The organism is Bartonella sp. AC70YNML, assembly GCF_042196545.1.
Taxonomy (GTDB): Bacteria; Pseudomonadota; Alphaproteobacteria; order Rhizobiales; family Rhizobiaceae; genus Bartonella.
In genome coordinates this window covers 65,766-90,845 of the sequence record NZ_JBHIQK010000004.1, presented here as the reverse complement: position 1 = coordinate 90,845, position 25,080 = coordinate 65,766, and the positions used below count along the sequence as shown (strand labels likewise).

Below are 25,080 nucleotides of genomic sequence, written 5' to 3'. Positions count from 1 at the left end.
AGCACTATGAATAAAGTAAATCCTAAAAATACATCTCCTGTTGCTCCTAAAAAGGTTTTTATCAAAACTTATGGATGTCAAATGAATGTTTATGATAGCCAACGGATGACTGATAGTCTCAGTTCGCAAGGCTATGTGACAACACAAATTCCCAATGATGCCGATCTTATTCTTGTTAATACCTGTCATATTCGTGAAAAAGCAGCAGAAAAACTTTATTCTGATCTCGGTCGTTTGCGCGTTATGCGTCAAGAGCGCACACCTGATAAACCCTTGACAGTTGGTGTAACGGGTTGTGTTGCACAAGCTGAGGGAAGTGAAATCTTGCGCCGTGCTCCAACAGTGGATCTTGTTATTGGTCCACAAATGTATCATCGCCTGCCAGAATTGTTAGAAAAAGCCAAACAAGGGAAAAAAATTATCGAAACAGACTATGCTGTTGAAGATAAATTTGCTCATTTGCCGCCCCATAATAAACATGCAGTAAGAAAACGAGGTGTGAGCGCATTTTTAACAGTACAAGAAGGGTGCGACAAATTTTGCACTTTTTGTGTTGTTCCGTACACACGCGGTGCTGAAATATCACGGTCTGTCGAGCAAATTACTGAAGAAGCCCGCCAGCTTATTGAAGCAGGTGTTAAAGAGATTACGCTGCTTGGACAAAATGTCAATGGTTGGCATGGACAAAGTGCTGATGGCAAAACTTGGCGTCTTGGCGATCTTCTTTATCATCTTGCAAAACTCGATGGTTTAAAGCGTTTGCGTTACACAACCAGCCACCCGCGTGATATGGATGATAGCCTTATTGCCGCACATCGAGATCTTGATATGTTAATGCCTTACCTCCATCTGCCTGTTCAATCAGGTTCAGATCGCATCTTAAAAGCCATGAATCGCCAACACAAAAGTTCTCATTATCTTCATCTTATTGAAAAAATTCGGACTGCACGACCCGATATTGCCTTTTCAGGTGATTTTATTGTAGGATTTCCAGGCGAAACAGATGAAGATTTTGAAGAAACCATTAAACTTATTCAACAAGTGCAATACAGTTCAGCTTATTCTTTTAAATATTCCCCCCGTCCTGGAACAGTGGGAGCCACAATGAAAAATCATGTTGATGAATCTGTAAAAGATGCCCGACTTCAACATTTACAAATCCTTCTCCTTGAGCAACAAAATGCGTTTTTGCGTTCTAAAATTGGTCAAAAAACGAACGTTCTCATCGAAAAACCTGGACGTCACTCAGGGCAAATGGTAGGACGTTCCCCTTGGCTTTTACCTGTTGTCGTCGATACAGAAGCCTCTACAGGTAGCGTGATAGAAATTCATATTAAAAATGCAAGCTCAAACAGTTTTGTTGGTGAAGTGACAAATAGATAAACATGCCTCTAACACCTTGTTCACAATAAATATTTTGGAAAACTCTTTTATTTTAAAAGAAAACGATTACATCTAAAGCGTGCACTTTTTGTAAAAAATTGTCTTTATAAAGTTTACTTAACAAAATGTGCAATATTTATGTAGATATGGAGAATAGACTGAAAACTTCAACCGAAAAAATAAAGCGTATTAAAGAAAAAGTAAATACGTCCCTTGAAAAGGCTGATACCTTGAAACAAACAAGCGCTTCAGATCTGAGCCAAGTTGTTTTGATTTTCGAAAATAATAAATATGCAAAAGCAGTTTTTGGTAAATTTGACGAAAATCTCGCTTATATCGAAAAAAAACTCGAACTTAGTATTCATCCGCGTGGTAATGAAGTCTTAATCCGTGGAAATATTTCTGTTATAAAACGTGCGCAATATGTATTGCAGCAGCTTTATGAACGAGCCAAAACACATCAAGAGCTCACTTTATCAGATATAAAAGGAGCGATTTCTATGGCAAATATACCAAAGAAGCAGAAAGAAGACACAATAGCACACAAATCTGCAACGAAACGTATACCAGCAAGGTTGAGTACCCATAAAAAAATAATTCATGCAAGAACTCCAACACAAGACGCTTACATAAGCGCTATGGAGCATACTGAACTTGTGTTTGGTATAGGACCAGCAGGAACAGGAAAAACGTATCTTGCTGTTGCTCATGCTGCAATGCTTCTAGAACGCGGTATCATTGAGCGAATTATTCTCTCACGTCCGGCTGTTGAAGCTGGAGAACATCTTGGTTTTCTTCCCGGTGATCTCAAAGAAAAAGTCGACCCATATTTACGACCACTTTATGATGCTCTTTATGATATGATGCCCGCTGAAAAAATAGAACGCATTTTAGCCTCTGGTGTCATAGAAATTGCTCCTCTCGCCTTTATGCGCGGACGAACACTTGCCCATGCCGCTGTTATTCTTGATGAGGCACAAAATACTACACCCATGCAAATGAAGATGTTTCTCACACGTCTTGGAGAAGGAACGCGTATGATTGTTACCGGTGACGTAAGCCAAATTGATTTGCCTATAGGGCAAAAATCAGGTCTCATTGAAGCAATTCGCATTCTTTCAAATGTAGAAAGTATCGCAATTGTGCATTTTGATGAAAAAGATGTTGTACGCCATCCACTTGTTGCTGCTATCGTTGGTGCTTATGATCGTGATTCAGAAATACAAAATAAAAAAAATCATTCGCATGCGATGCATTAAAAAATGAATTTGATTCATCATGATTATTATTGATATAATGATTAAAAGCGCAGGGTGGAATGATGAGAAAATGCTCTATAATATCACTGAAAAAGCATTAATGACAACTATGCATCATGTTTCATTGGCAAATGTTGTAAGCGAGATTAGCTTGCTTTTTACGAATGATGAACATATGGCACAAATCAATGCACAATGGCGCAACAAAAACAAATCTACTAATGTATTATCCTTTCCTGCTTTTCCACTTAAGGCTGGAAATCGACCTGGTCCCATGCTCGGTGATATTATTATTGCCCGAGAAACTGTTGTTTTCGAAGCAGAGAAAGAAGGAAAAACATTTCAAGACCATTTAACACATATGATTGTTCATGGTATCTTGCATCTGCTTGGTTATGATCATGAAACTGATGATGAAGCATATAAAATGGAAAAGCTCGAAAGAGAAATTCTTCAAAAGCTTTCCATAAGAGATCCTTACGCATAATTGTCTATCAATGATAAAATTTAACTTTTAAAATTAATATTACAAGCATACCATTTAAAGCCTCTTATTTATCTATTATAAGAAAGAAAGTTTAGAAGATTTCAAAACCATGGACAACAAAATAAATACACAAAATAATAGTCAAACATCTTCTAACAATGAAAAAAAATCTTCTCAACAGACGAATCATACAGAAAAATATTCTCTGATGAATCATTTATTTTCATTCTTACGTGGTCGTAATTGTGCACCTACGTCACTGCGCGATGATCTTACCGTTGCCCTCACGACTAACAATGAAAAAGATACCGCCCCCTTCTCGCCTGAAGAACGTACTATGCTGCATAACATTTTACGTTTACGTGAAGCACGCGTGGATGATGTTATGATACCTCGTTCTGAAATCGAAGCATTAGAAATAAACACTTCACTTGGAGAAACCCTTAAATGTTTTGCAAAAATTGGTCATTCTCGCATACCCGTTTATGCTGAAACTTTAGATGATCCGCGCGGCATGATCCATATCCGCGATATTCTTAACTATATGATTCGCTTTATTATCAATCCAACAAAAACCGAACAAAAATCCGATTTTCTTCAATTAAACCATACAGACTTACATACTCCAATCGGTGAATTGGACTTGATCCGAACAGTTCTCTTTGTTCCCAGTTCTATGCTTGCAAGCAAATTATTAACACGGATGCAAACTACACGAACTCAAATGGCTTTAGTTATTGATGAACATGGAGGAACAGATGGTCTCGTTTCAATGGAAGATATTGTTGAGTTAGTCGTTGGGGATATCGAAGATGAACATGATAATGTCGACAATGCTATCGTACGTGAACCCAATAATAAATGGCTCGTTGATGCAAGAACTGAACTAGAAGATGTGGAGAAAGCTCTTGGTCCTGATTTTATCGTAGGGGAATATGGTGATGAAGTTGATACTATTGGTGGTTTGATCGTCTCCATTCTTGATCGCATTCCTGCCAAAGGTGAAATTGTTGAAGCTGTACCTGGCTATAGATTTCGTATTTTAGAAGCTGATAAACGCCGGATTAAACGGTTGCGCATTTTTCGCATTCCAAAAAATGAGAATCTTGAAAACAATGCCATCCCTAAAGAATAGTTCAGCGTTTTTACACAATTTCATTGTTTTTTTATTCTCTGTTACAGGCTGGAAACGCCAAGCATGGATATTTCTGTGTGGTGCTCTTACTTCTTTTGCACTTCCACCCTTTTATTTAACACCTCTTTGCTTTTTAACTTTCCCTCTCTTTATTGTTTTACTGGACTCAATACAAGCCACCAAAAATAATAAAAAACATTTTTTTACTTACGCTCTAAGCTGTGGAACCTTTGGTTTTAGTTATTTTATTTGCGGCCTTTGGTGGCTATGCAATGCTTTGTTAACAGATCCAGATTCTTTTGGTTGGGCCGTCCCATTAGCCATTTTAGTCCCTCCACTCTACCTTTCTCTTTATTGGTTTTTTTCTGGTTTCATTGTCGGTTTATTATGGACAAAAGGAATAGCACGCTTTTTTGTTTTAGCCTTTGCATTAGGATTGTCCGAGTGGTTGCGTGCGTTTTTATTCACAGGATTTCCATGGAACTCTCTTGGCTATACAGCCATGCCAACCCCAATGTTCATGCAATCTGATGCAATCGTGGGACTTTACGGAATGAATATTCTTGCTGTCTTAGCCTACAGTTTGCCAACTGTTTTACTCACAGATGAAAAAAAGAAAGTGGCACTTTCTCTTTGCTTATCACTTATCTTCATTCACTGTGGTTTTGGGTTTTATCGTCTTCATACTATAGAAGACACAGCTGAAGATCAAAAAAGTGCTTATTGGGTGCGCATTGTTCAACCGTCCATCCAACAAAATATAAAATTGCGTGATAATACACGAGAAGCTATGTTGGAAGCGCATATGAAGCTAAGTGCAACACCAACAACCGATCAAAATTCAGAACCCGATTTTATCGTATGGCCTGAAGCTTCCGTTCCTTACCTTCTCTATGATCAATCATCTATCACAATGCACATCGCCTCTCTTTTAAAACCTAAACAATGGGCTATTGTTGGAGCAATACGCGCCAGCAATGATCTACCTTATTCCCAAACACAATATTTTAATACAATTGCAGTCATTAATGCTCAAGGTAATATTTTAAATACTTCCGATAAACTTCATTTGGTTCCTTTTGGTGAGTATCTTCCTTATCAGAATTTATTGAAAAAAATTGGATTGCGCACCCTTGCCGATAATATTGGTGGATATAGTGCTGCAAGTGTGCGCAAAATTGTTACAATGCCAAACGGATTTTCTTATCTACCCTTGATTTGTTATGAAGCAATATTTCCCCATGAAATGACTTTCAAAGGCTCCCCGCCTCAAGCAATTATTAATATTACAAATGATGCATGGTTTGGTGTAACACCTGGACCCTATCAACATCTTCAACAAGCACAGCTTCGTGCCGTTGAACTGGGAATTCCCCTCATACGGGCAGCCAATAATGGCATATCAGCTGTTATTGATTCTTATGGACGAATCGTTGTAGCTCTTCGACAAAATGCTGTGGGCATTATTGATTCACGAATTCCATCATCCATTACCCCTATAGGAAGCAATGAATACAGAACTTTCTCTACTTTTACCTTATTCATCCTTATGCTATTGTGTCGTATTGGTTTTGGTTTTACAAAACAGCTTAAATGATTCAAGTGCCCTTTGTACGGTATTATGTTGCGTGTACCAGTAATATTGGGAAAAAATATTACATATTGTTTTAATTATATGATAAATCAACTGCGCATAAATATGATGTTGGTTTAGAAGAAAAATGCTGGAAATAAAGAGTTGCATTATGACCGAAACTAGAAAAAAACCTGACCCTATAGATATCTATGTTGGAACTCGTATCCGTTTACGTCGTAATATTTTAGGACTCACTCAAGAGAAACTAGGTGAAAAATTAGGAATTACTTTTCAGCAAATCCAAAAATATGAAAAAGGAACAAACCGTATTGGTGCCAGCCGTCTTCAAGCGATAGCGGAAATTATGGATGTTCCTGTTTCTTACTTTTTTGATAAAGGACTTACCTCCCAACAAGTAGAAGGTTTTGCTGAAAGTGAACACAATTTTATAGACTTTTGTTCTAGCAGCGAAGGGATTCAGCTCATGCGCGCTTTTACAAATATATCTGATGCTAAAGTGCGTCGAAAAATTATTGACTTGGCAAAAGCACTTTCTGAGGAAGATTTGACAAATAAGTTATAAATTAAAATTATATCTTTTCTCTTTTATTCATATACATTTGCATTGACTATTTGCTGTAGAATTAGCAAATGGTGACGACTTTAGTAAGCAATTGATTAAATCGTTGGTTTTTTTTTGAAGGAGTTCCTATGCCGCATCAAGATTATCTTTTTACGAGCGAATCGGTATCGGAAGGACATCCTGATAAAATTTGTGATCGTATTTCCGATGAAATCGTTGATATGATCTATAAAGAAGCTGAAAAGACTGGTACTGATCCATGGTTAGTACGCGTTGCATGTGAAACTCTCGTCAGTGTCAACCGTGTTGTTATCGCTGGTGAAGTGCGTGTTCCCGATACGCTATTAAAAAAAGATAAAAATAAAGAATTCATCTATGATAAGACTGGCTTTCCACTCATTAATCCTACACGTTTTCGTACAGCAGCGCGCCGTGCTATTCGTACCATTGGCTATGAACAAGCAGGATTCCATTGGAAAACTGTTAAAATTGATGTTCTTTTGCGCCCACAATCAGCTGATATAGCAAGAGGGGTTGATAATGCTACGGATCGGCATGGTGAAGAAGGAGCAGGTGATCAAGGCATCATGTTTGGATATGCTTGCCGTGAAACACCTGATCTCATGCCTGCGCCAATTTATTATGCGCATAAAATTCTCAAACTTCTTGCCGCAGCCCGTCATAAAGGAGAGGGAGAAACTGGAAAATTAGGACCAGATGCTAAAAGCCAAATAACCATACGTTATAAAAATGGAAAACCGATAGAGGTCACATCCATTGTTCTTTCAACGCAGCACCTTGATGAAAGTTGGGATTCCAATAAAGTGCGTACAGTGGTTGAACCTTACATTCGCCAAGCTTTACATGACATTCCCATTTCAGCTCAATGTAGTTGGTATATAAACCCAACAGGAAAATTTGTCATTGGTGGTCCTCAAAGTGATGCCGGATTAACGGGACGCAAAATTATTGTGGATACTTACGGAGGTGCAGCACCCCATGGAGGCGGTGCTTTTTCAGGAAAAGATACAACAAAAGTTGATCGTTCTGCTGCCTATGCGGCACGCTATCTGGCTAAAAATATTGTTGCTGCTCATTTAGCAGAAAGATGCACCATTCAACTCTCCTATGCAATTGGTATTGCACAACCTTTATCTATTTATCTTAATCTTCATGGAACAGGAAAAGTCGATGAAAAGGTTATTGAAGAAGCCATCCGCAAAATAATGGACCTTTCACCTACCGGCATTCGAAAACATCTTGACCTCAATAAACCTATTTATGCAAAAACAGCTGCCTATGGTCACTTTGGTCGTAAACCAAAACACGATGGTTCGTTTTCATGGGAAAAAACTGATCTCGTGAAAACGCTTCAAACAATGATCCAAATCCCATGATTAAACATAATATACGTAAGAGTGAAGCATTTTTTGGACGCCGACAAGGAAAACAACTTCGAAACAGTCAGCTTACACGTATACAAATGCTTCTCCCCAGTTTGAATATTGATTTAAATGTCCCTCCTCCCTTAAACCTTACATCTTTATTTTCAAGCAAAGTAAGAGAAATTCGACTTGAAATCGGTTTTGGTGGAGGTGAACATTTACTTCATGAAATGGCATATTTTCCAACAACCGGTTTTATCGGTGTCGAGCCCTTTATCAATGGCATGGCAAAAATATTGTCGTCTCTTGAACAGCATCAAAACCATCAAAATCGTCTTCGCCTCTATAATGATGATGCTACACGCCTTCTGGATTGGCTCCCTGATAACTCGCTTGATGGAATAGACCTCTTCTATCCTGATCCTTGGCCGAAAAAGAAACACTGGAAACGACGCTTCATCAATATAAAAAATCTTAACCGTTTTTCTCGTGTTCTTAAAATAGGGAAATTTTTTCGCTTTGCTAGCGATATAGACAGTTATGTAAACTGGACTTTGTACCATTGTGCACAACATGATCACTTTGAATGGAAAGCAGAAAGCCCTCAAGACTGGAAACTCCCTTATCCACTATGGAGCGAAACCCGCTATGAAGCAAAAGCTCTCCGCGAAGGACGAACGCCTGCCTATCTTACCTTTATCAAGAAATAAATGATCAAGCGCTTTTCTCATAAACAACTTGAAAAATTTTGAATTTAAGAGTATCAATAGTTAAATTCTTGGTCTTATGATGAAGAGTGGGCCGTTGGACCCGCTCTTTTTTAATATCATAAAACTGATGAAACCAACTTGGATAAAATTTATGAATGAAGTTGAAAAAATAAGCAATCTTGACGAACCGCGCCTGTTTGAAGAAGATGGTATCGAAGCACAGGTTGCTGCTCTTGTCATACCACTACTTAAACCTTTAGGTTTTCGTTTGGTTCGCGTGAAACTTCTTGGTCAAAATGGTTTAACACTTCAAATTATGGTTGAACGTGCCGATGGTTCTATGACCATAGAAGATTGTGAAACGGTTAGTCGAACTGTTTCTCCCCTCCTTGATGTACAAAATGTTATTGAACGCAAATATCATTTAGAAATCTCATCCCCTGGAATTGATCGTCCATTGGTAAGAAAATCTGATTTTTTTCATTGGCAAGGGCATCTTGCAAAAATTGAAACCAAAATAACAATTGATGGGCGCCGAAAATTTCGCGGGACACTTACAAATATCACGCAAGATGGATTTATTTTAAACACTGATAAAGCTGCTTATGGAGAAGCCATGTATACCCCTATTTCCTTTTGTGATATTATAAATGCGCATTTAGTGCTTACCGATGAGCTTATTCGCGATGCATTGAAACAAAATAAAGATTTAAGTCAACAATTCATTGCCGAAGAGAACGCTAACGACTCTATACAGACGCTCAATTTCAAAAAATAATATCACTGGGAAATACCCATCGTGTGGCACAAAGAAGGAGAAAATTGATGGCTACAAGCGCTAACAGGCTTGAGATTCTGCAAATTGCAGATGCTGTTGCACGTGAAAAGTCAATCGACCGTGAAATTGTCATTTCTGCGATGGCTGATGCTATTCAAAAAGCAGCACGTTCTCGTTATGGTCAAGAAACCAATATTCGTGCTGAAATCAATTCTAAAACAGGTGAAATTAAATTACAGCGCCTGCTTAAAATCGTTGATGTCGTTGAAGACTATACAACGGAAATTACTTTGTCTGATGCTCTCAAACGTCAAGCAGAAGCAAAAATTGGTGATTTTTTTGCTGATCTTTTACCTCCTATGGATTTTGGACGTATCGCAGCACAATCTGCTAAACAGGTTATTGTACAAAAAGTACGCGATGCAGAGCGTGATCAGCAATATGAAGAATTCAAAAATAAAGTTGGTGAAATTATTTCTGGTACAGTTAAGCGTGTGGAATATGGTAACGTCATCGTTGATCTAGGGCGCGGTGAAGCTATTGTGCGCCGTGATGAATTAATTCCTCGTGAATCATTCCGCTATGGAGATCGCATTCGTGCTTTTGTCAATGATGTACACCGTGAAACGCGTGGGCCGCAAATTTTCCTTTCACGCACCCATCCCCAATTTATGGTAAAACTTTTCACTATGGAAGTACCTGAAATTTATGATGGTATTATAGAAATCAAATCTGTTGCTCGTGATCCAGGCTCACGGGCTAAAATCGCCGTTGTTTCACGCGATGGTTCCATTGATCCTGTTGGAGCATGCGTTGGAATGCGAGGAAGTCGTGTACAAGCTGTTGTTGCTGAATTACAAGGCGAAAAAATTGATATTATTCCTTGGTCGCCTGATGCGGCAACATTTGTCGTTAATGCACTGCAACCTGCTGAAGTTTCTAAAATCATCCTTGATGAAGATGCTGAACGGATTGAAGTTATTGTGCCAGATGATCAACTTAGCCTTGCTATTGGACGACGTGGGCAAAATGTTCGCTTGGCTTCGCAACTAACAGGATGGAACATTGATATTTTAACGGAAAAAGAAGAATCTGAGAATCGTCAAAAAGAATTTACTGAACGGAGTAAATTGTTTATGGAGGCCTTAGAGGTTGACGAAATGATCGGACAGGTTATGGCATCAGAGGGTTTCTCTTCTATTGAAGAAATCGCCTATATTGATCTTGAAGAAATTGCTTCTATTGATGGTTTTGACCATGAAACTGCTAATGAAATCCAAAGTCGTGCCCGCGAATATCTTGATCGGCAAGAAAAAGAGCTCGACGAAAAACGTAAAAAACTCGGAGTTTCTGACGAATTGCGAACACTTCCTGGAATGACAAGTGCTATGTTGGTTGCTGTAGGTGAGGATGGTGTAAAAACGATAGAAGACTTTGCTGGCTATGCCGTTGATGATTTAGCTGGTTGGAGAGAACGTAAAGAAGGTCAAACACAGAATTTTTCTGGTATTTTAACCCCTTTTGACATTACACGCGCAGATGCAGAAGCTATGGTTTTAGCCGCACGTGTACAAGCAGGCTGGATAGACCAAGCTGATCTTGTTACAGAAAGTCCTGTAGAAGATGAAAATTCTGCAGAAAATGAAAAAACAGATGATTTGGATGTGGATACACTTTAAATGAATGAACGGACTTGCATTGTAACCAGAAAAAATGCTTCAGTACAAACACTGATCCGTTTTGTTATTGGTCCCAATAACCAAATTGTTCCTGATCTTAAAGCGAATTTACCAGGGCGTGGCGTTTGGATTTCTGCCCATCACGCTGTTATTGAGAAAGCAATCAAACAAAAAGCTTTTCATAGAAATTTTAAAACAGATGTTGAAGTTGCACCAAATCTTGTGCATGTTGTTGATACGCTTTTACTAAAAGCCGCTCTTTCAAGCCTTTCCATGGCGCGAAAAGCGGGAGCAATTGTTATGGGAGCAACAAAGGTTGACGCTGCTATCCGCTCTGGTAAAGTTATTCTTGTACTTCATGCTAAAGAAACAACAGAAGATGGGAAACGAAAAATTGCACAGGCCATCCATTCAATACAACAACAAACAAATCGGACTATAAAAACCATATCTTTATTTACAAGTGATGAAATGCGAGTGGCTTTTGGCTCTAATCCTGTAATGCACGCGGCCTTACTGGACACAAAAGCTGCTGGAGGATTTCTCAAAACAACATGTAAATTGATCAGCTATCGTGACGACAAGCATAGTAAGTCTAGTGAGATGACGGCACAAGCCGTGAAGGAAGTACAATGAGTGAAAATAACAACGACAAAACAACCGTCAAGAAGACACTAACTCTCAAGAGGTCTGTCTTGGAAACGAGTACGGTTAAACAAAATTTTAGTCATGGCCGTACGAAGGCTGTCGTTGTCGAAACCAAGCGGCGTAAAATTACGCGACCTGATGAAAAATCTGAAACCCTACAGCCCATTACAAAGCCGCATGTGGCTTCTCAGCGCTCTAAACCACGTTTTGAGGAAAAAAAGCCTCAAGAATCTGTAGCCAAAAGCAATCTTTCATCGGCTGAAATGGAAGCAAGACTTCGCGCATTAGAAGAAGCACATATCCAAGAAAGAATAACGCGAGAACAAGCCGAAGAAGAAGCAAGGCGCGCTAAAGAGCGTGAAGAAATTTTACAGCAAGAAATTAAAGAAAAAGAAATACATCTCCAACAAGAAGAAGAAATATCGCCAGTACAGATTCCACCTGTTCCCCCTCTCATTGAACAGACAGATATTCCTATTGCGCCTAAACATACAACCGTGGTTGAAAAACGCAAAATAGATGACAATAAAGAGGAAGAACGGCATAGTCGACGTGCTAATCCTGCTAAGTCAGACATACGTATACCCAAAGTTGTCAAAGGAGCTGATGAGCGGAGACGCGGAAAGCTAACTCTGAATAGTGCACTGGATGAAGAAGGAAGCGCACGTGGGCGCTCAATGGCTGCAATGCGGCGTAGACAGGAAAAGTTTAAGCGTGCACAAAATCAAGAACCAAGAGAAAAAATTTCTCGCGAAGTTGTTCTTCCTGAAACGATTACCATTCAAGAGCTCGCACAACGTATGACTGAGCGTTCTGTTGATGTGATTAAATTCTTGATGAAACAAGGACAAATGATGAAACCGGGCGATGTTATTGATGCAGATGTTGCCGAACTCATCGCTGTTGAATTTGGCCATACTGTTAAACGTGTTTTAGAATCTGACGTAGAAGAAGGTATCTTTAATATAACAGATAATCCTCAAAACATGCAGCAACGCCCCCCTGTTGTAACCATTATGGGCCATGTTGACCACGGAAAAACTTCTCTTTTGGATGCTATTCGTAAAGCAAATGTTGTTTCTGGCGAAGCAGGAGGTATTACGCAGCATATTGGTGCCTATCAAGTAGAACAAAACGGTCAAAAAATTACCTTTATTGATACACCAGGGCATGCTGCATTTACGGCTATGCGTGCACGCGGAGCGCGTGTTACTGATATTGCTGTTCTCGTTGTAGCCGCTGATGATAGTGTTATGCCTCAAACGATTGAATCAATCAATCATGCGAAAGCTGCTGGTGTCCCTATCATTGTTGCTATCAACAAAATTGATAAACCAGCTGCGAATGCACAAAAAGTGCGTACAGAACTTCTACAACATGAAGTGTTTGTTGAAACTATGGGTGGAGAAACTTTGGACGTTGAAGTTTCTGCTAAAACTGGTCAAAATCTTGATAAACTTCTCGAAGCTATCCTTCTTCAGGCTGAAATGCTTGATCTGAAAGCAGATCCTCAACGAACTGCAGAGGGCGTTATCATTGAAGCCAAATTGGATCGCGGACGTGGGTCTGTTGCAACAGTTCTTGTTCAAAAAGGTACATTACACCCTTCTGATATTATCGTTGCCGGAAATGAATGGGGTCGTGTGCGTGCTTTGATTGACGACCATGGCCGCCATGTCAAAGAAGCCGTTCCTTCTACACCAATTGAAATTTTAGGCATGCAAGGAACACCACAAGCCGGAGACCGTTTTGCTGTTGTCACACATGAAGCAAAAGCACGTGAAATTTCTGAATATCGTCAACGATTAGCACGTGATAAAGCTGTTGCGCGGCAAACTGGTTCACGTGGTTCTCTTGAACAAATGATGACAAAATTGCAAACGACTGGTGTTAAGGAATTTTCTCTTATTATAAAAGGGGATGTGCAAGGATCAATTGAAGCAATCGCTTCAGCATTGGAAAAACTCGGAAATGACGAAGTTCGTGCGCGTATTGTACATTCTGGTGCTGGAGGAATTACCGAAAGTGATATTTCTCTTGCGGAAGCTTCTAACTCTGCTGTAATTGGCTTTAATGTTCGAGCCAATAAGCAAGCACGTGATTTTGCTAAAACACAAGGAATTGAAATTCGTTATTATAACATCATTTACGATCTTGTTGATGATATCAAGGCTGCTATGTCTGGATTACTCTCACCAGAACAGCGTGAAACATTCCTTGGTAATGCTGAAATTCTAGAAGTCTTTAACATTACAAAAATTGGAAAAGTTGCAGGCTGTCGCGTTACAGAAGGTAAAATAGAACGAGGAGCCGGTGTTCGCCTTATCCGCGATAATATCGTTATTCACGAAGGAAAGCTGAAAACACTCAAACGCTTTAAGGATGAAGTCAATGAAGTGCAAAGTGGTCAAGAATGTGGAATAGCCTTTGAAAATTATGAAGACATGCGTGCAGGAGACATCATTGAGACCTTCCGTATCGAACATATTAATCGCACATTATAAAATAATCCAATAACTTTACTCTGTTGTGAAATGAGAAAAGTTATTAGGTTTTATACGCAATATCTCTTTTTCCTTATCTAAATGGTCAAAAAAGAGATCTTGTAGCAAGGATAAAACTTTGATGAAAAATGCAGGGCCATCACAACGGCAACTTAGAGTAGCAGAGCAAGTACGTCATGCAATAGCGCATATATTACAGCGTGATATTTTGCTTGATGATATCTTAAAAGATATTGTTATTTCTGTCTCTGAAGTACGCATGTCACCAGATTTAAAAATTGCTACTTGCTTTGTATCACCTCTCAGCACTCTTAAAAATGCTTCTCATACCGATGTTGTTGATACCCTCAATAAACGTAGTCGTTTTCTCCGTGGAGAAATCAGTCATGCGTTGCGACAAATGAAATATATGCCAGAACTGCGTTTCCGACTTGATAATAGTTTTGATAATTTTTCAAAAATTGATGCCCTCCTTCGCTCGCCTGAGGTTGCACGCGATCTTCACCATAGTGATACAGATGAGGATTAAAGATATGGCGCGGCAACATAAGAAAAAAGGGCGTCCTGTTTCTGGCTGGGTCATATTTGATAAACCAAAAGGAATGAAATCAACAGAAGCTGTTTCACAAATCAAATGGCTCTTCCATGCTCAAAAGGCAGGACATGCGGGTACACTTGATCCTCTTGCTTCTGGTCTCCTTCCCATTGCATTGGGCGAAGCAACCAAAACCGTCCCTTACGTGATGCAAGGCAAAAAAACTTACCGTTTTCATATTGCTTGGGGGCAAGAGCGCTCAACAGATGATCTAGAAGGAGAAATAACCAAAACATCTCTCAAACGTCCAACTCGAGAAGAAATACTTGCTCTTCTTCCTCAATATACAGGTATTATTTTGCAAACACCTCCACAGTTTTCAGCAATCAAAATTGCCGGAAATCGTGCCTATGATTTAGCGCGTGAAGGGGAAGTTGTTGAAATTCCGCCCCGTGAAGTGGAAATAGAAACTTTCAAGTTATTAGAAATGCCTACCAAAGAGCATTCTGCCTTTGAAATAACCTGCGGAAAAGGAACTTATGTGCGCTCTTTAGCACGCGATATGGGACGTGATCTCGGTTGCTATGGGCATATTGCTGATTTAAGACGTATTGCCGTCGCACCTTTTGATGAAGAAGATCTCATTACATGGGAGGAACTAAAAGCAGCCATTCCGCCAAATAAAAACACTACAGAGGAAAATAATCGTTCTTTTGAAAAAAAATTCACAACACTTGATGGGCTCTTAATTGAAACGAGCGCTGCATTGGATTGCCTCTTTCATTATACCCTTAATGAAACCCAAGCACAAAGAGTTATGAAGGGGCATTCTATACCCTTGTGTCATCACAAAGTACCTCTTGATGAAGATGAAATTTGTGTCCTCTATAAGGAACAACTTCTTGCTATCGGCACCCTCGACAAAGGTCTATTTAAAGCAAAGCGGATTTTTACAATTTAATCGATTCTTTCCCCCTTTTGCGGAAAAATCATTTTTCTCTCTCAAATAAAGAAAATGTTTTGCTTTTCATTGTCTCCATTTTTCTTATTCACATCAAAAATTAAGTTAACGATACAAGCCAACACCATCATACACTTTGTCCCCCCTAATGTCACAACAGTCCTTGCATTTAAAAAGATTCATAAGCGGCATGTTATATCCCTTTTTCAATCTCTTTTTACTTACACATTAACCTCCGTTTGTAATGAATCAGCGAATGATTTGGATGGATTCAACCTAAACACATTTAAAATGAAATAATCCTAAGATATCTAGACTTTTACATTCAATATAAAAAACAGTTATTTATTCTTATAATCAATGTGTTGGAATCATATGCATTGCATCCAACCTTAAAAACTCAAGAATCTATATCATGTTAAATCACTCATTTGATCATTACAGTACACACCTACATAATCTCTTTTTGGCGAAAAGAATTGTTTCGAATAGAAAAACTCAAACCTTAGGATTTAAACACATTGTAAGGATAATCCCTTCCAACTATCTATCCAATAAAAATTGATCGTTGACCACCTAAAAATGACATCATTATGCTTACAATCGATTATTCTAATCATAACGAAAGCACGCAAAGGTTTTGTAAAAATATCTGTAAAGAATAAGAAATTGTCAAGCTAGGGACTAGCTTATCGTTGTTTTTTGTATCGAATAAAAAGCTGGTATATCTCTTCATTCCATGGTTGGTATATTTTTTATTTCATGACTTTATTTATCTGATAATACTATATTTCTTCTCTTGCTTATAAAGCAATATTCAACCCTAATACTGTAACATTTTTGAAAGAAAGATTAAAATGGTTGGTATTTTGTAAACAGTTTCAACCTTCTATTCCAGATATGAGTAAAGATATATCTGGTTGAGTAATATTTAAAAGGATAAAATAGCTTCATTTTGAAAAAATATGCAAGCAAAAACAAGCTATTTTTCATCTTACTATTATCCCTTTCATTCGACTCTAATTTTTAAATAATAGGGATTACGCTTTGTCTTACGTTTTTATTTTTCTCGCTCTTTTAATATGATTATTTCTCACTCAAAATAGGACGCCTAAAATAAAAATTGTTGTGCTGCTTATTCACATGCTTTTTTAAGAAACATTTCTCAATGCATTCGAACCTATTTCACAACAACGCTCGTAAAATATATAAAATTCATTGCGCATGGCCCCATCTTTACGCTTAATAAAAATATAAGCCGGTATTATCATTCTATTTTCTAATTTAAAGTGTCGTAATAAACCTTGGTACTCGAAATAGTTTATTAGAAATCCTCCTTTTTCTATCATACCCACTCTTACTTGTGACGTACAAGAAAATGGTTTTGATTGATGCAATATAAAGTGAGATAAACAGATTTGAAATGAGAAAAACTTAAATTTTTCAAGACTATTATTTACCATAAAAAATGATAATTAGTCATTTATTAAGTCAATATATTAACTATTGTAATACCCGTTTTTTTGTTGTTGCACTTATGCAAAAAAATTGATCAAAATAATATTAACATAATTTAATATTTTACAAAAAAACTGTTTTAACCCTAAGGGAGATGATCAGAGGAGACTTTTAAAAGCATCTCATTGGCTTGGGGTATTGTTTGGCGTTCAATCATGCGGTGCACTCTTATACCGTTAGGAGCACAATTTAAATGACGCAGACGCTTATTGACTTCGGCATCCGCTTTTGTGCGACGATGATTATGGCGTAAATAATCTACCCATGTTGGCATATGATAAGCCTCTGTCCAATATTCAGGTCTTTCCAGATCTCGTAAAAGGACCCACTGACGCGCACCATCGCGTAACCGAATATGGCGTCGACGCGTCATCACTTTAAGAAACTCTTCGAGATCATTTTCATGAATTTGATAATCAATCATTATCATGATCGGGCCACTTCTTGCTTTGAGGTCGAGTAATAATTCCGGCTCTCTAAAATGATCAAGAGGATTTAAATCTATCTGAGGAATTTCTTGAATTCTAAACTTTACCCCCGCAAGAGCACCTAAAATCAAGAATAGAGAACAAATGCTCAAAGCAATTGTTGGAGAATAACCATCAGCCAAAACTCCCCAGATTGCACTTCCAATAGCCATCCCCCCATAAGATGCCGTTTGATAAAGTGCTAAAGAACGAGCTACAACCCAGCGTGGTGTGGAGAGTTGTACAGATGTATTAAACAACGATAATGCCAAAACCCAACATAAACCTGCAGGAAATAAAGCAATATGGCTTATAATCAGTGAACGGCTTATTCCCAATAAAAAGCAAGAAAAGGCAAAACCAATAAATGCACTTGCAATAATTGTTTCTGAACGAAAATGATGCCGTACAAATTCATTAATAATACCTGCTGTCATGGCTCCTAACCCAAAACAACCGAGCAATGTACCATAAAGAAGGGCATTTCCTCCGAGAACTTTATGCGCAACAATTGGCAAAAGTGCTAAAATCGAAATTGCTCCTATACCAAAAAGGAACGCTCGAACCATAATACTTAAGAGATTAGGTGACATCGCAACATAACGCAAACCATCTGAGACAGCTCCTAATAGCCTTTCTCGTGGCAATGAGTTGTTTTCATAATTCGACTTCCAGAAAAACAACGCACCAATAAGAGGAATATAGCTTATAGCATTAAACAAAAAAGCAGCAGATGCCCCCAAAGTTGCAATGATGGCACCACCAATCGCAGGACCAACACTCCGCATCAAATTAAAGCCGACACTATTCAAACTAACAGCAGCAGGAATATTTTCCCTGCTCACAATATCTCCTATCGTTGCTTGCCAAGAAGGATTATAAAAAGCTGTACCACATCCAATCAAAAACGTAAAACATAACAAAAGCCAAGGTGTGAGAAATCCCAGATAGGCTAAAACAGCTAAACTCATGGATATGACCATCATCATAATTTGCGCGCACAACATAATTTGACGCCGATTAAAATTATCAGCTAAGGCCCCTGCCATCAAAGAAAACATAACAAGTGGTAACGTTGTCGCACTTTGAACAAGCCCAACCATGGAATGCGAAGAACTAATCAACGCCATTAACCACCCTGCTCCAACAGCCTGTATCAGCCCCCCTAAATTAGAAATAAGAGTAGATGACCATAAATTTCGAAATACCGAATTACGAAAAAGTTTTAATGTTGAAATGCTCTGCATCTTTTTCCTCCAAATCGGTATTTATCACTTTTGTTACCACATACACGCTCATAATCTTTGTATCAAAAGGATGCATAATTCTTTAAAAAACTTCTCATAAAACTCTATTTAAATCAATATTTCAAAACAAAAGCTTTTATTTAAAGAAAGACTTCAAAATGCTGTTAAGGACTAGTATTTTAACCTTCTTTCCTATATAAGAACGAAAATAGGTAAGAGTCTTCGACTTTTCCTGTTTTCTCACAGACCCTTGCTGAACGACATCTCGGCTATGGGTGTCCTTATGTTTCTTCGTTTTTGGAAAGGATAATACGATGTCGATTACAGCTGAACGTAAACAAGCTCTTGTCGCAGAATACGCAAATAAAGTTGGTGATACAGGATCACCAGAAGTACAAATTGCTGTACTTTCTGAACGTATTTCTAATTTAACAAACCACTTTAAATCTCACAAAAAAGATAATCATTCTCGTCGTGGTCTTTTGAAGATGGTATCTCAACGTCGGCGTCTTCTTGATTATCTTAAAGGAGTTGACCAAAATCGTTATCAGACACTTATAAAGAAGTTAGGTTTGCGTCGCTAAAAGAAAAATGGAAGTGGTATTTAAAAAACATCCATTTTTTCAACGTGTTGCTTTTAATTAAAAATTTTAAAAACTGATAAGTTATTATGGGATAGAACTGCTCATCGTTTCGCATTTAAGCAGTTTACTTCTTTTTTCTTGCAACAAAGATAAAAAGTATGTTGTCCATCCCAGATCTTGGAAGTATGCTACGCGAAACCAGAATGTGAGCAATCAAAGATTTAAACACTGGTCATTAAGGATAAAAAATGTTTAAAACGCACAAGATAGAAATTGAATGGGCCGGGCGTCCGCTCACCCTTGAAACAGGGAAAATAGCGCGTCAAGCTGATGGTGCAGTGATTGCCACCTATGGAGAAACGATTGTCTTAGCTACCGTTGTATCAGCCAAAATCCCAAAACCAGACCAGGACTTTTTTCCACTCACCGTTAATTATCAAGAAAAATCCTATGCTGTTGGTCGAATACCTGGGGGCTATTTAAAACGTGAAAGTCGACCAAGTGAAAATGAAACTTTGGTTTCACGTTTGATTGATCGCCCAATTCGTCCCCTTTTCGTTGAGGGATATAAAAATGATACACAAGTTATTGTTTCCGTTATACAGCATGATCTCGAAAACAATCCCGATATCCTTGCAATGATTGCATCTTCTGCCGCATTGACCCTGTCAGGTGTTCCTTTCATGGGGCCTATAGCCGGTGCCCGCGTTGGCTATTGTAATGGACAATATGTTCTCAATCCTCATATCGATGAAATGCCTGAATCAAAACTTGATCTTGTTGTTGCTGGAACAGAAAGTGCTGTTTTGATGGTTGAATCAGAAGCACAAGAATTACCGGAAGATATCATGTTGGGAGCTGTGATGTTTGGTCACAAAGGCCTTCAACCTGTCCTTGATGCTATCATCAAGCTTGCCGAAGTTGCTGCAAAAGATCCTCGTGATTTTGTTCCTGAAGATCTTTCTGAACTTGAAAAAGCGGTGCAGAAAATGGCAGAACAGGATATACGAAAGGCTTACACAATTACTGATAAGCAAGAACGTTATGCTGCAATTGATGCACTAAAAACAGAAATCCTCAATAAATTTATGCCAGAAACAGAAAAAGACTGTCAATTTAGTGCAGATCAAATTGCAACCGTATTTAAACAGTTGCAAGCAAAAATTGTTCGTGGAAACATTCTTGATACCCAAAAGCGTATTGATGGACGCAATCTTTCTACCGTGCGCCCTATCCAATCAGAAGTAAGTATTTTACCCCGCACACATGGATCCGCACTCTTTACCCGCGGAGAAACACAAGCTATTGTCGTTGCAACATTGGGAACTGGTGAAGATGAACAATATGTTGATTCTTTAACGGGTATGTATAAGGAAACATTCCTCCTCCATTATAATTTTCCACCATTTTCCGTGGGTGAAACAGGACGCCTTGGTTCTCCTGGTCGTCGTGAAATTGGACATGGCAAATTGGCATGGAGAGCAATTCACCCCATGTTGCCAAATAAAGAATCTTTTCCTTATACCATTCGTGCTGTCTCAGAAATTACTGAATCCAATGGATCTTCTTCTATGGCAACGGTTTGTGGAACGTCACTTGCTCTCATGGATGCTGGTGTTCCTCTAGCACGCCCTGTTGCTGGTATTGCTATGGGCTTGATTAAAGAAGGAGAACGCTTTGCTGTTCTTTCTGATATTTTAGGAGATGAAGATCATCTTGGAGATATGGATTTTAAAGTCGCAGGAACAGAAAATGGTATTACTGCCTTGCAAATGGATATCAAAATTGATGGTATTACCGAAGAGATTATGAAAATTGCGCTTGAACAAGCCAAAGGTGGCCGAATCCATATCCTTAATGAGATGGCGAAAGCTTTAACCAGTGCACGTGCTGAGCTGAGTGAATTTTCTCCGAGAATCGAAGTTATGAATATTTCTGTCGATAAAATCCGTGATGTTATCGGCTCTGGTGGTAAAGTTATTCGGGAAATCGTGGAACAAACAGGAGCAAAAATTAATATTGAAGATGATGGTACCATTAAAATTGCTTCTGCTGATGCTAAAACCATTGAAGCGGCAAAACGCTGGATCCATTCTATTGTTGATGAACCTGAAGTTGGTGCTATCTACCAAGGAACAGTTGTAAAAACTGCAGAATTTGGTGCATTTATAAACTTCTTTGGTTCTCGTGATGGACTCGTTCATATCTCTCAACTTGCATCAGAACGTGTCGCCAAAACAACCGATATTATTAAGGAAGGCGACAAAGTTTGGGTTAAGTTAATGGGCTTTGATGAGCGTGGAAAAGTTCGGTTATCAATGAAGGTCGTTGATCAAACAACCGGAAAGGAAATCACCGGTGATAAAGCGATGAATGAAGAAAAGTGCATGGATGAAAAAAAACAACCTGAAAATAAGCGCCGCCGTAAGAAAAAAGAAGAGTAAGCCTTTCTTCTTATCAATCATGAAATGCCATCCCAATATTGGAATGGCATTTTTCTTTGAAAGAGCCCTATGTGTTATTATTTTTGCCTTTTGAAAATCATGAACTCCCGTATCCAGATCCAAGCCAATGTTGGCTGAGTTTCGGTTTAACAGAAGTTCCGGCTCAAAAATGGGCGCAAAATTTAAAAATTATTACGCCTTGGCGACCAGATTTTTTAAAATTTGTCGATACTCAATTTCACTGCTCTCCTCAAATAGATAAAACTTTCAACTATGATGGTGCATTTTTACATTTGAGCAAATATCGTGGTTTTAATCAAAATTGTTTTCTTGATTTATTAGAATGCGTTAAACCCAATGGATGGGTTGTGATCAGTGGGAATAAAACTGCTGGTGCTGCTTCAATGATGAAATGGGTCAAAAATATTGTCCCCATCACCAATAAACTGTCTAAAAATCATGGTCTGGTATTTTGGCTGCAAGTTCCTCCACAAATAGAGAAACAGAATATTGTACAATTGCGCTCACCACCGCTTACTTTTGGTAAATTTCAAACTACTTCTGGTATGTTCTCACACGGTCGTATTGATCCAGGATCTGCTGCGCTTGCTTCTTATATGCTCAAAGTTATTTCTGGAAAAACAGCTGATTTTGGTGCTGGATGGGGTTATCTTTCTCACGTTGCGCTTGAAAGAAGTGAAAAACTCACTGCTCTCGACCTTTATGAAGCAGACTACAATGCTTTGAGAGCAGCAAAACAGCACCTTAAATCCATAACAACTCCTTTTCCAATTCATTTTTATTGGCATGACCTTGTACATGAACCTATCACAAATCTATATGACACAATCATTTCAAATCCACCGTTTCACACACAACAAACAACAGATGTTTCATTAGGAAAAAATTTTATTATAAATGCTGCAAAGTGCTTAAAGCCAAGCGGCAATCTGCTTTTTGTTGCAAACCGCCACCTGCCTTATGAAACATTATTAAAAAATATTTTCCGCACAGTGTTGATACACGAACAACCCCATGGTTTCAAAATTATCGAAGCACGCAGATAAACAGAACAAGCAATAACTTTCAAAGAATAAAACGTGAAAGATCGATATCAGCAGCAAGCTCGCCAATAGATTTTCTCACGTAAGCAGCATCAATTGTAAATGTTGTTCCAGCTTTATCAGGCGCGGTGAAAGAAATTTCATCCAAAACGCGCTCCATCACTGTTTGCAAACGACGTGCCCCTATATTTTCAATCCTTGCGTTTAAATCTACAGCAATATCTGCTAAAGCATCAATTGCATCATCTGTAATTTCCAAATGAACCTCTTCCGTTGCCATAAGAGCGATATATTGTTTAATCAAACTAGCTTCTGGTTCCGTTAGAATGCGTCGTAAATCTTCCCTTGTTAAAGGGTTGAGCTCCACACGGATGGGCAAACGTCCTTGAAGTTCCGGTAATAAATCAGATGGCTTGGAAACATGAAATGCACCTGAGGCAATAAAAAGAATATGATCGGTTTTTATTTGCCCATATTTTGTAGAAATTGTTGTTCCTTCAACCAAAGGCAAAAGATCCCGTTGAACGCCCTCACGCGAAACCGCAACACTTGCTCCACCATCCCTGGTTGCAATTTTATCAATCTCGTCGATAAAAACAATACCGTCATTTTCAGCAACACGAAGCGCCTCTTGAATAATTTGCTCCTGATCAAGGAGTTTTTCAGATTCATCATCAATGAGCGGCTTAAAAGCATCTCTTACTGTCGTCTTACGGACTTTTGTACGACTGCCCATTTTTCCCAAAATATCTGATAAATTCATAATACCCATTTGCGCCCCAGGCATACCAGGAATATCAAAGGTTGAAGCACTACTGCTATTATTATCGGCGACTTCAATTTCAATCTCTTTTTCATCCAATTCACCTTCACGCAATTTTTTACGAAAACTATCACGAGTAGTAGGACTTGCTGTTTTACCAACAAGGGCGTCTAAAACACGCTCTTCAGCATTCACGTGGGCCTTTTCTTTTATTTCATCCCGTTTCTTTTCACGCACAAGAGAAATGGCAATTTCAACAAGATCTCGAATAATTTGCTCAACATCACGTCCCACATAACCAACTTCAGTAAATTTAGTCGCTTCTACTTTAACGAAGGGTGCTCCAGAAAGTTTTGCTAATCGACGTGCAATACCAGTTTTACCAACACCTGTTGGCCCTATCATTAAAATATTTTTTGGCATAACTTCTTCACGCATCGGCTCATCAAGCTGTTGCCTACGCCACCGATTGCGCAGTGCAATAGCTACAGAGCGTTTGGCATCATTTTGGCCAATAATAAAACGATCAAGTTCAGAAACAGTCTCACGAGGGGAAAATACAACACACATTTAAATAGCTTTCTCTAAAGAAGATAATTCTGCATCCAATGTTTCAATCGTAAAATGATCATTGGTGTAAACACAAATTTTAGCGGCAATAGCCATAGCTTTACGAGCAATAGTTTCTGCATCCAAATCCAAATCCATGAGTGCACGCGCTGCCGAAAGCGCAAAATTTCCTCCAGAGCCAATTGCCATAACCCCATCTTCTGGTTCTAAAACATCACCAAGCCCTGTTAGAGCCAAAGTTACTTTCTTATCAGCCACGAGCATCATTGCTTCGAGACGACGCAAATAGCGATCTGTTCTCCAATCTTTTGCAAGTTCTACACAGGCACGCATAAGCTGATCAGGATATTGTTCAAGCTTTGTTTCCAATCTCTCCAGTAATGTAAAAGCATCTGCCGTAGCACCTGCAAAACCAGCAATAACCACTCCGTTCTTTCCAAGACGACGCACTTTACGTGCATTGCCTTTCATAATTGTCTGTCCAAGAGAAACCTGACCATCACCGGCCATCACGACTTTTCCACCTTTTCGTACCGTAATAATTGTTGTACCATACATTATGTCTGGCTTATGTTCTGTCATAAGGAAACTCCTTAATATTAACTTTACTTTTTAATATTGATTTCTTTTCATACAATGTAAAACTCAATTACTATTGTCCTATTTAAGAACATATACAGCAAAACACAATGATTCAGCATAACTCAATTTGTTGAAAATGGAAAAATGATATCATTGTTGTCAATGCAAATTACTGCTAAATAGCTTTATATAAACAGTTTGTGCTTTTTAGAGGAAAA

20 protein-coding genes are annotated in these 25,080 nt (G+C 38.6%); 17 read left to right on the top strand and 3 right to left on the bottom strand.

Annotated features, from left to right (window positions below; all coding sequences use genetic code 11):
- Window positions 1–6: 6 nt before the first annotated feature.
- The 14 genes from miaB to truB all read left to right on the top strand — a co-directional run bounded on the left by miaB (window position 7) and on the right by truB (window position 15,623).
- Window positions 7–1,383 carry a tRNA (N6-isopentenyl adenosine(37)-C2)-methylthiotransferase MiaB gene (gene miaB / locus ACFIMU_RS04630; protein ID WP_375615154.1) on the top strand — a complete coding sequence of 459 codons (1,377 nt, stop codon included), beginning with the start codon at window positions 7–9 and terminating at the stop codon, window positions 1,381–1,383.
- A 158-nt stretch (window positions 1,384–1,541) separates the two neighbouring features.
- Entirely contained in the window at window positions 1,542–2,642 is a 1,101-nt protein-coding gene (locus tag ACFIMU_RS04625) for a PhoH family protein (RefSeq protein WP_375610576.1), read from the top strand.
- A gap of 19 nt (window positions 2,643–2,661) precedes the next feature.
- Complete coding sequence (gene ybeY, locus ACFIMU_RS04620) at window positions 2,662–3,129, top strand: rRNA maturation RNase YbeY (RefSeq protein WP_375606792.1); 468 nt, start codon at window positions 2,662–2,664, stop codon at window positions 3,127–3,129.
- Between the two features lie 109 nt (window positions 3,130–3,238).
- Window positions 3,239–4,264, top strand: a complete 1,026-nt coding sequence (locus ACFIMU_RS04615) for a hemolysin family protein (RefSeq protein ID WP_375606791.1) — start codon at window positions 3,239–3,241, stop codon at window positions 4,262–4,264.
- Window positions 4,227–5,861, top strand: coding sequence for an apolipoprotein N-acyltransferase (gene lnt / locus ACFIMU_RS04610; protein ID WP_375606790.1), 1,635 nt, complete (start codon window positions 4,227–4,229; stop codon window positions 5,859–5,861). The genes ACFIMU_RS04615 and lnt overlap by 38 nt, the downstream gene beginning before the upstream one ends.
- 148 nt (window positions 5,862–6,009) lie before the next feature.
- Window positions 6,010–6,423: a helix-turn-helix domain-containing protein gene (locus ACFIMU_RS04605; RefSeq protein ID WP_375606789.1), complete on the top strand. Its 414-nt coding sequence runs from the start codon at window positions 6,010–6,012 to the stop codon at window positions 6,421–6,423.
- Window positions 6,424–6,551: 128 nt separating this feature from the next.
- A complete protein-coding gene (gene metK / locus ACFIMU_RS04600; RefSeq protein ID WP_375606788.1) occupies window positions 6,552–7,820 on the top strand; it encodes a methionine adenosyltransferase in 1,269 nt (422 codons plus the stop codon).
- On the top strand, window positions 7,817–8,518 hold the full coding sequence (locus ACFIMU_RS04595) for a tRNA (guanine(46)-N(7))-methyltransferase TrmB (protein WP_375614573.1): 702 nt from the start codon (window positions 7,817–7,819) through the stop codon (window positions 8,516–8,518). Before metK ends, ACFIMU_RS04595 begins: the two co-directional genes overlap by 4 nt.
- A gap of 151 nt (window positions 8,519–8,669) precedes the next feature.
- Window positions 8,670–9,296, top strand: a complete 627-nt coding sequence (gene rimP / locus ACFIMU_RS04590; protein WP_375606786.1) for a ribosome maturation factor RimP — start codon at window positions 8,670–8,672, stop codon at window positions 9,294–9,296.
- Between the two features lie 47 nt (window positions 9,297–9,343).
- A complete protein-coding gene (gene nusA / locus ACFIMU_RS04585; RefSeq protein WP_375606785.1) occupies window positions 9,344–10,975 on the top strand; it encodes a transcription termination factor NusA in 1,632 nt (543 codons plus the stop codon).
- Entirely contained in the window at window positions 10,976–11,611 is a 636-nt protein-coding gene (locus ACFIMU_RS04580; protein ID WP_375606784.1) for an RNA-binding protein, read from the top strand.
- Window positions 11,608–14,127, top strand: coding sequence for a translation initiation factor IF-2 (gene infB / locus ACFIMU_RS04575; RefSeq protein ID WP_375606783.1), 2,520 nt, complete (start codon window positions 11,608–11,610; stop codon window positions 14,125–14,127). Before ACFIMU_RS04580 ends, infB begins: the two co-directional genes overlap by 4 nt.
- A 121-nt stretch (window positions 14,128–14,248) precedes the next feature.
- The gene (rbfA, locus tag ACFIMU_RS04570; RefSeq protein WP_375606782.1) at window positions 14,249–14,656 is read left to right on the top strand and encodes a 30S ribosome-binding factor RbfA; all 408 of its coding nucleotides are present in this window, start codon (window positions 14,249–14,251) and stop codon (window positions 14,654–14,656) included.
- Between the two features lie 4 nt (window positions 14,657–14,660).
- On the top strand, window positions 14,661–15,623 hold the full coding sequence (gene truB, locus ACFIMU_RS04565; protein ID WP_375606823.1) for a tRNA pseudouridine(55) synthase TruB: 963 nt from the start codon (window positions 14,661–14,663) through the stop codon (window positions 15,621–15,623).
- A gap of 1,603 nt (window positions 15,624–17,226) precedes the next feature.
- On the opposite strand, the gene ACFIMU_RS04560 is transcribed toward truB, so the two are convergent.
- Window positions 17,227–18,855, bottom strand: coding sequence for an MFS transporter (locus ACFIMU_RS04560; protein ID WP_375606781.1), 1,629 nt, complete (start codon window positions 18,853–18,855; stop codon window positions 17,227–17,229).
- 314 nt (window positions 18,856–19,169) lie between these two features.
- On the opposite strand from ACFIMU_RS04560, the gene rpsO reads away from it, so the two are divergent.
- The 3 genes from rpsO to ACFIMU_RS04545 all read left to right on the top strand — a co-directional run bounded on the left by rpsO (window position 19,170) and on the right by ACFIMU_RS04545 (window position 22,950).
- Window positions 19,170–19,439 carry a 30S ribosomal protein S15 gene (gene rpsO, locus ACFIMU_RS04555; protein ID WP_005774142.1) on the top strand — a complete coding sequence of 90 codons (270 nt, stop codon included), beginning with the start codon at window positions 19,170–19,172 and terminating at the stop codon, window positions 19,437–19,439.
- 248 nt (window positions 19,440–19,687) lie between these two features.
- Window positions 19,688–21,883 (top strand): polyribonucleotide nucleotidyltransferase, encoded by a 2,196-nt coding sequence (pnp, locus tag ACFIMU_RS04550; RefSeq protein ID WP_375606780.1) that lies wholly within the window; start codon window positions 19,688–19,690, stop codon window positions 21,881–21,883.
- Between the two features lie 71 nt (window positions 21,884–21,954).
- Complete coding sequence (locus ACFIMU_RS04545; RefSeq protein ID WP_375606779.1) at window positions 21,955–22,950, top strand: class I SAM-dependent methyltransferase; 996 nt, start codon at window positions 21,955–21,957, stop codon at window positions 22,948–22,950.
- 19 nt (window positions 22,951–22,969) lie between these two features.
- Here the strand turns inward: ACFIMU_RS04545 and hslU are convergent, their stop codons facing one another.
- Both hslU and hslV read right to left on the bottom strand, forming a co-directional pair.
- Complete coding sequence (gene hslU / locus ACFIMU_RS04540) at window positions 22,970–24,280, bottom strand: ATP-dependent protease ATPase subunit HslU (RefSeq protein WP_375606778.1); 1,311 nt, start codon at window positions 24,278–24,280, stop codon at window positions 22,970–22,972.
- Window positions 24,281–24,862 carry an ATP-dependent protease subunit HslV gene (gene hslV / locus ACFIMU_RS04535; protein ID WP_012754621.1) on the bottom strand — a complete coding sequence of 194 codons (582 nt, stop codon included), beginning with the start codon at window positions 24,860–24,862 and terminating at the stop codon, window positions 24,281–24,283.
- Window positions 24,863–25,080: the final 218 nt, after the last annotated feature.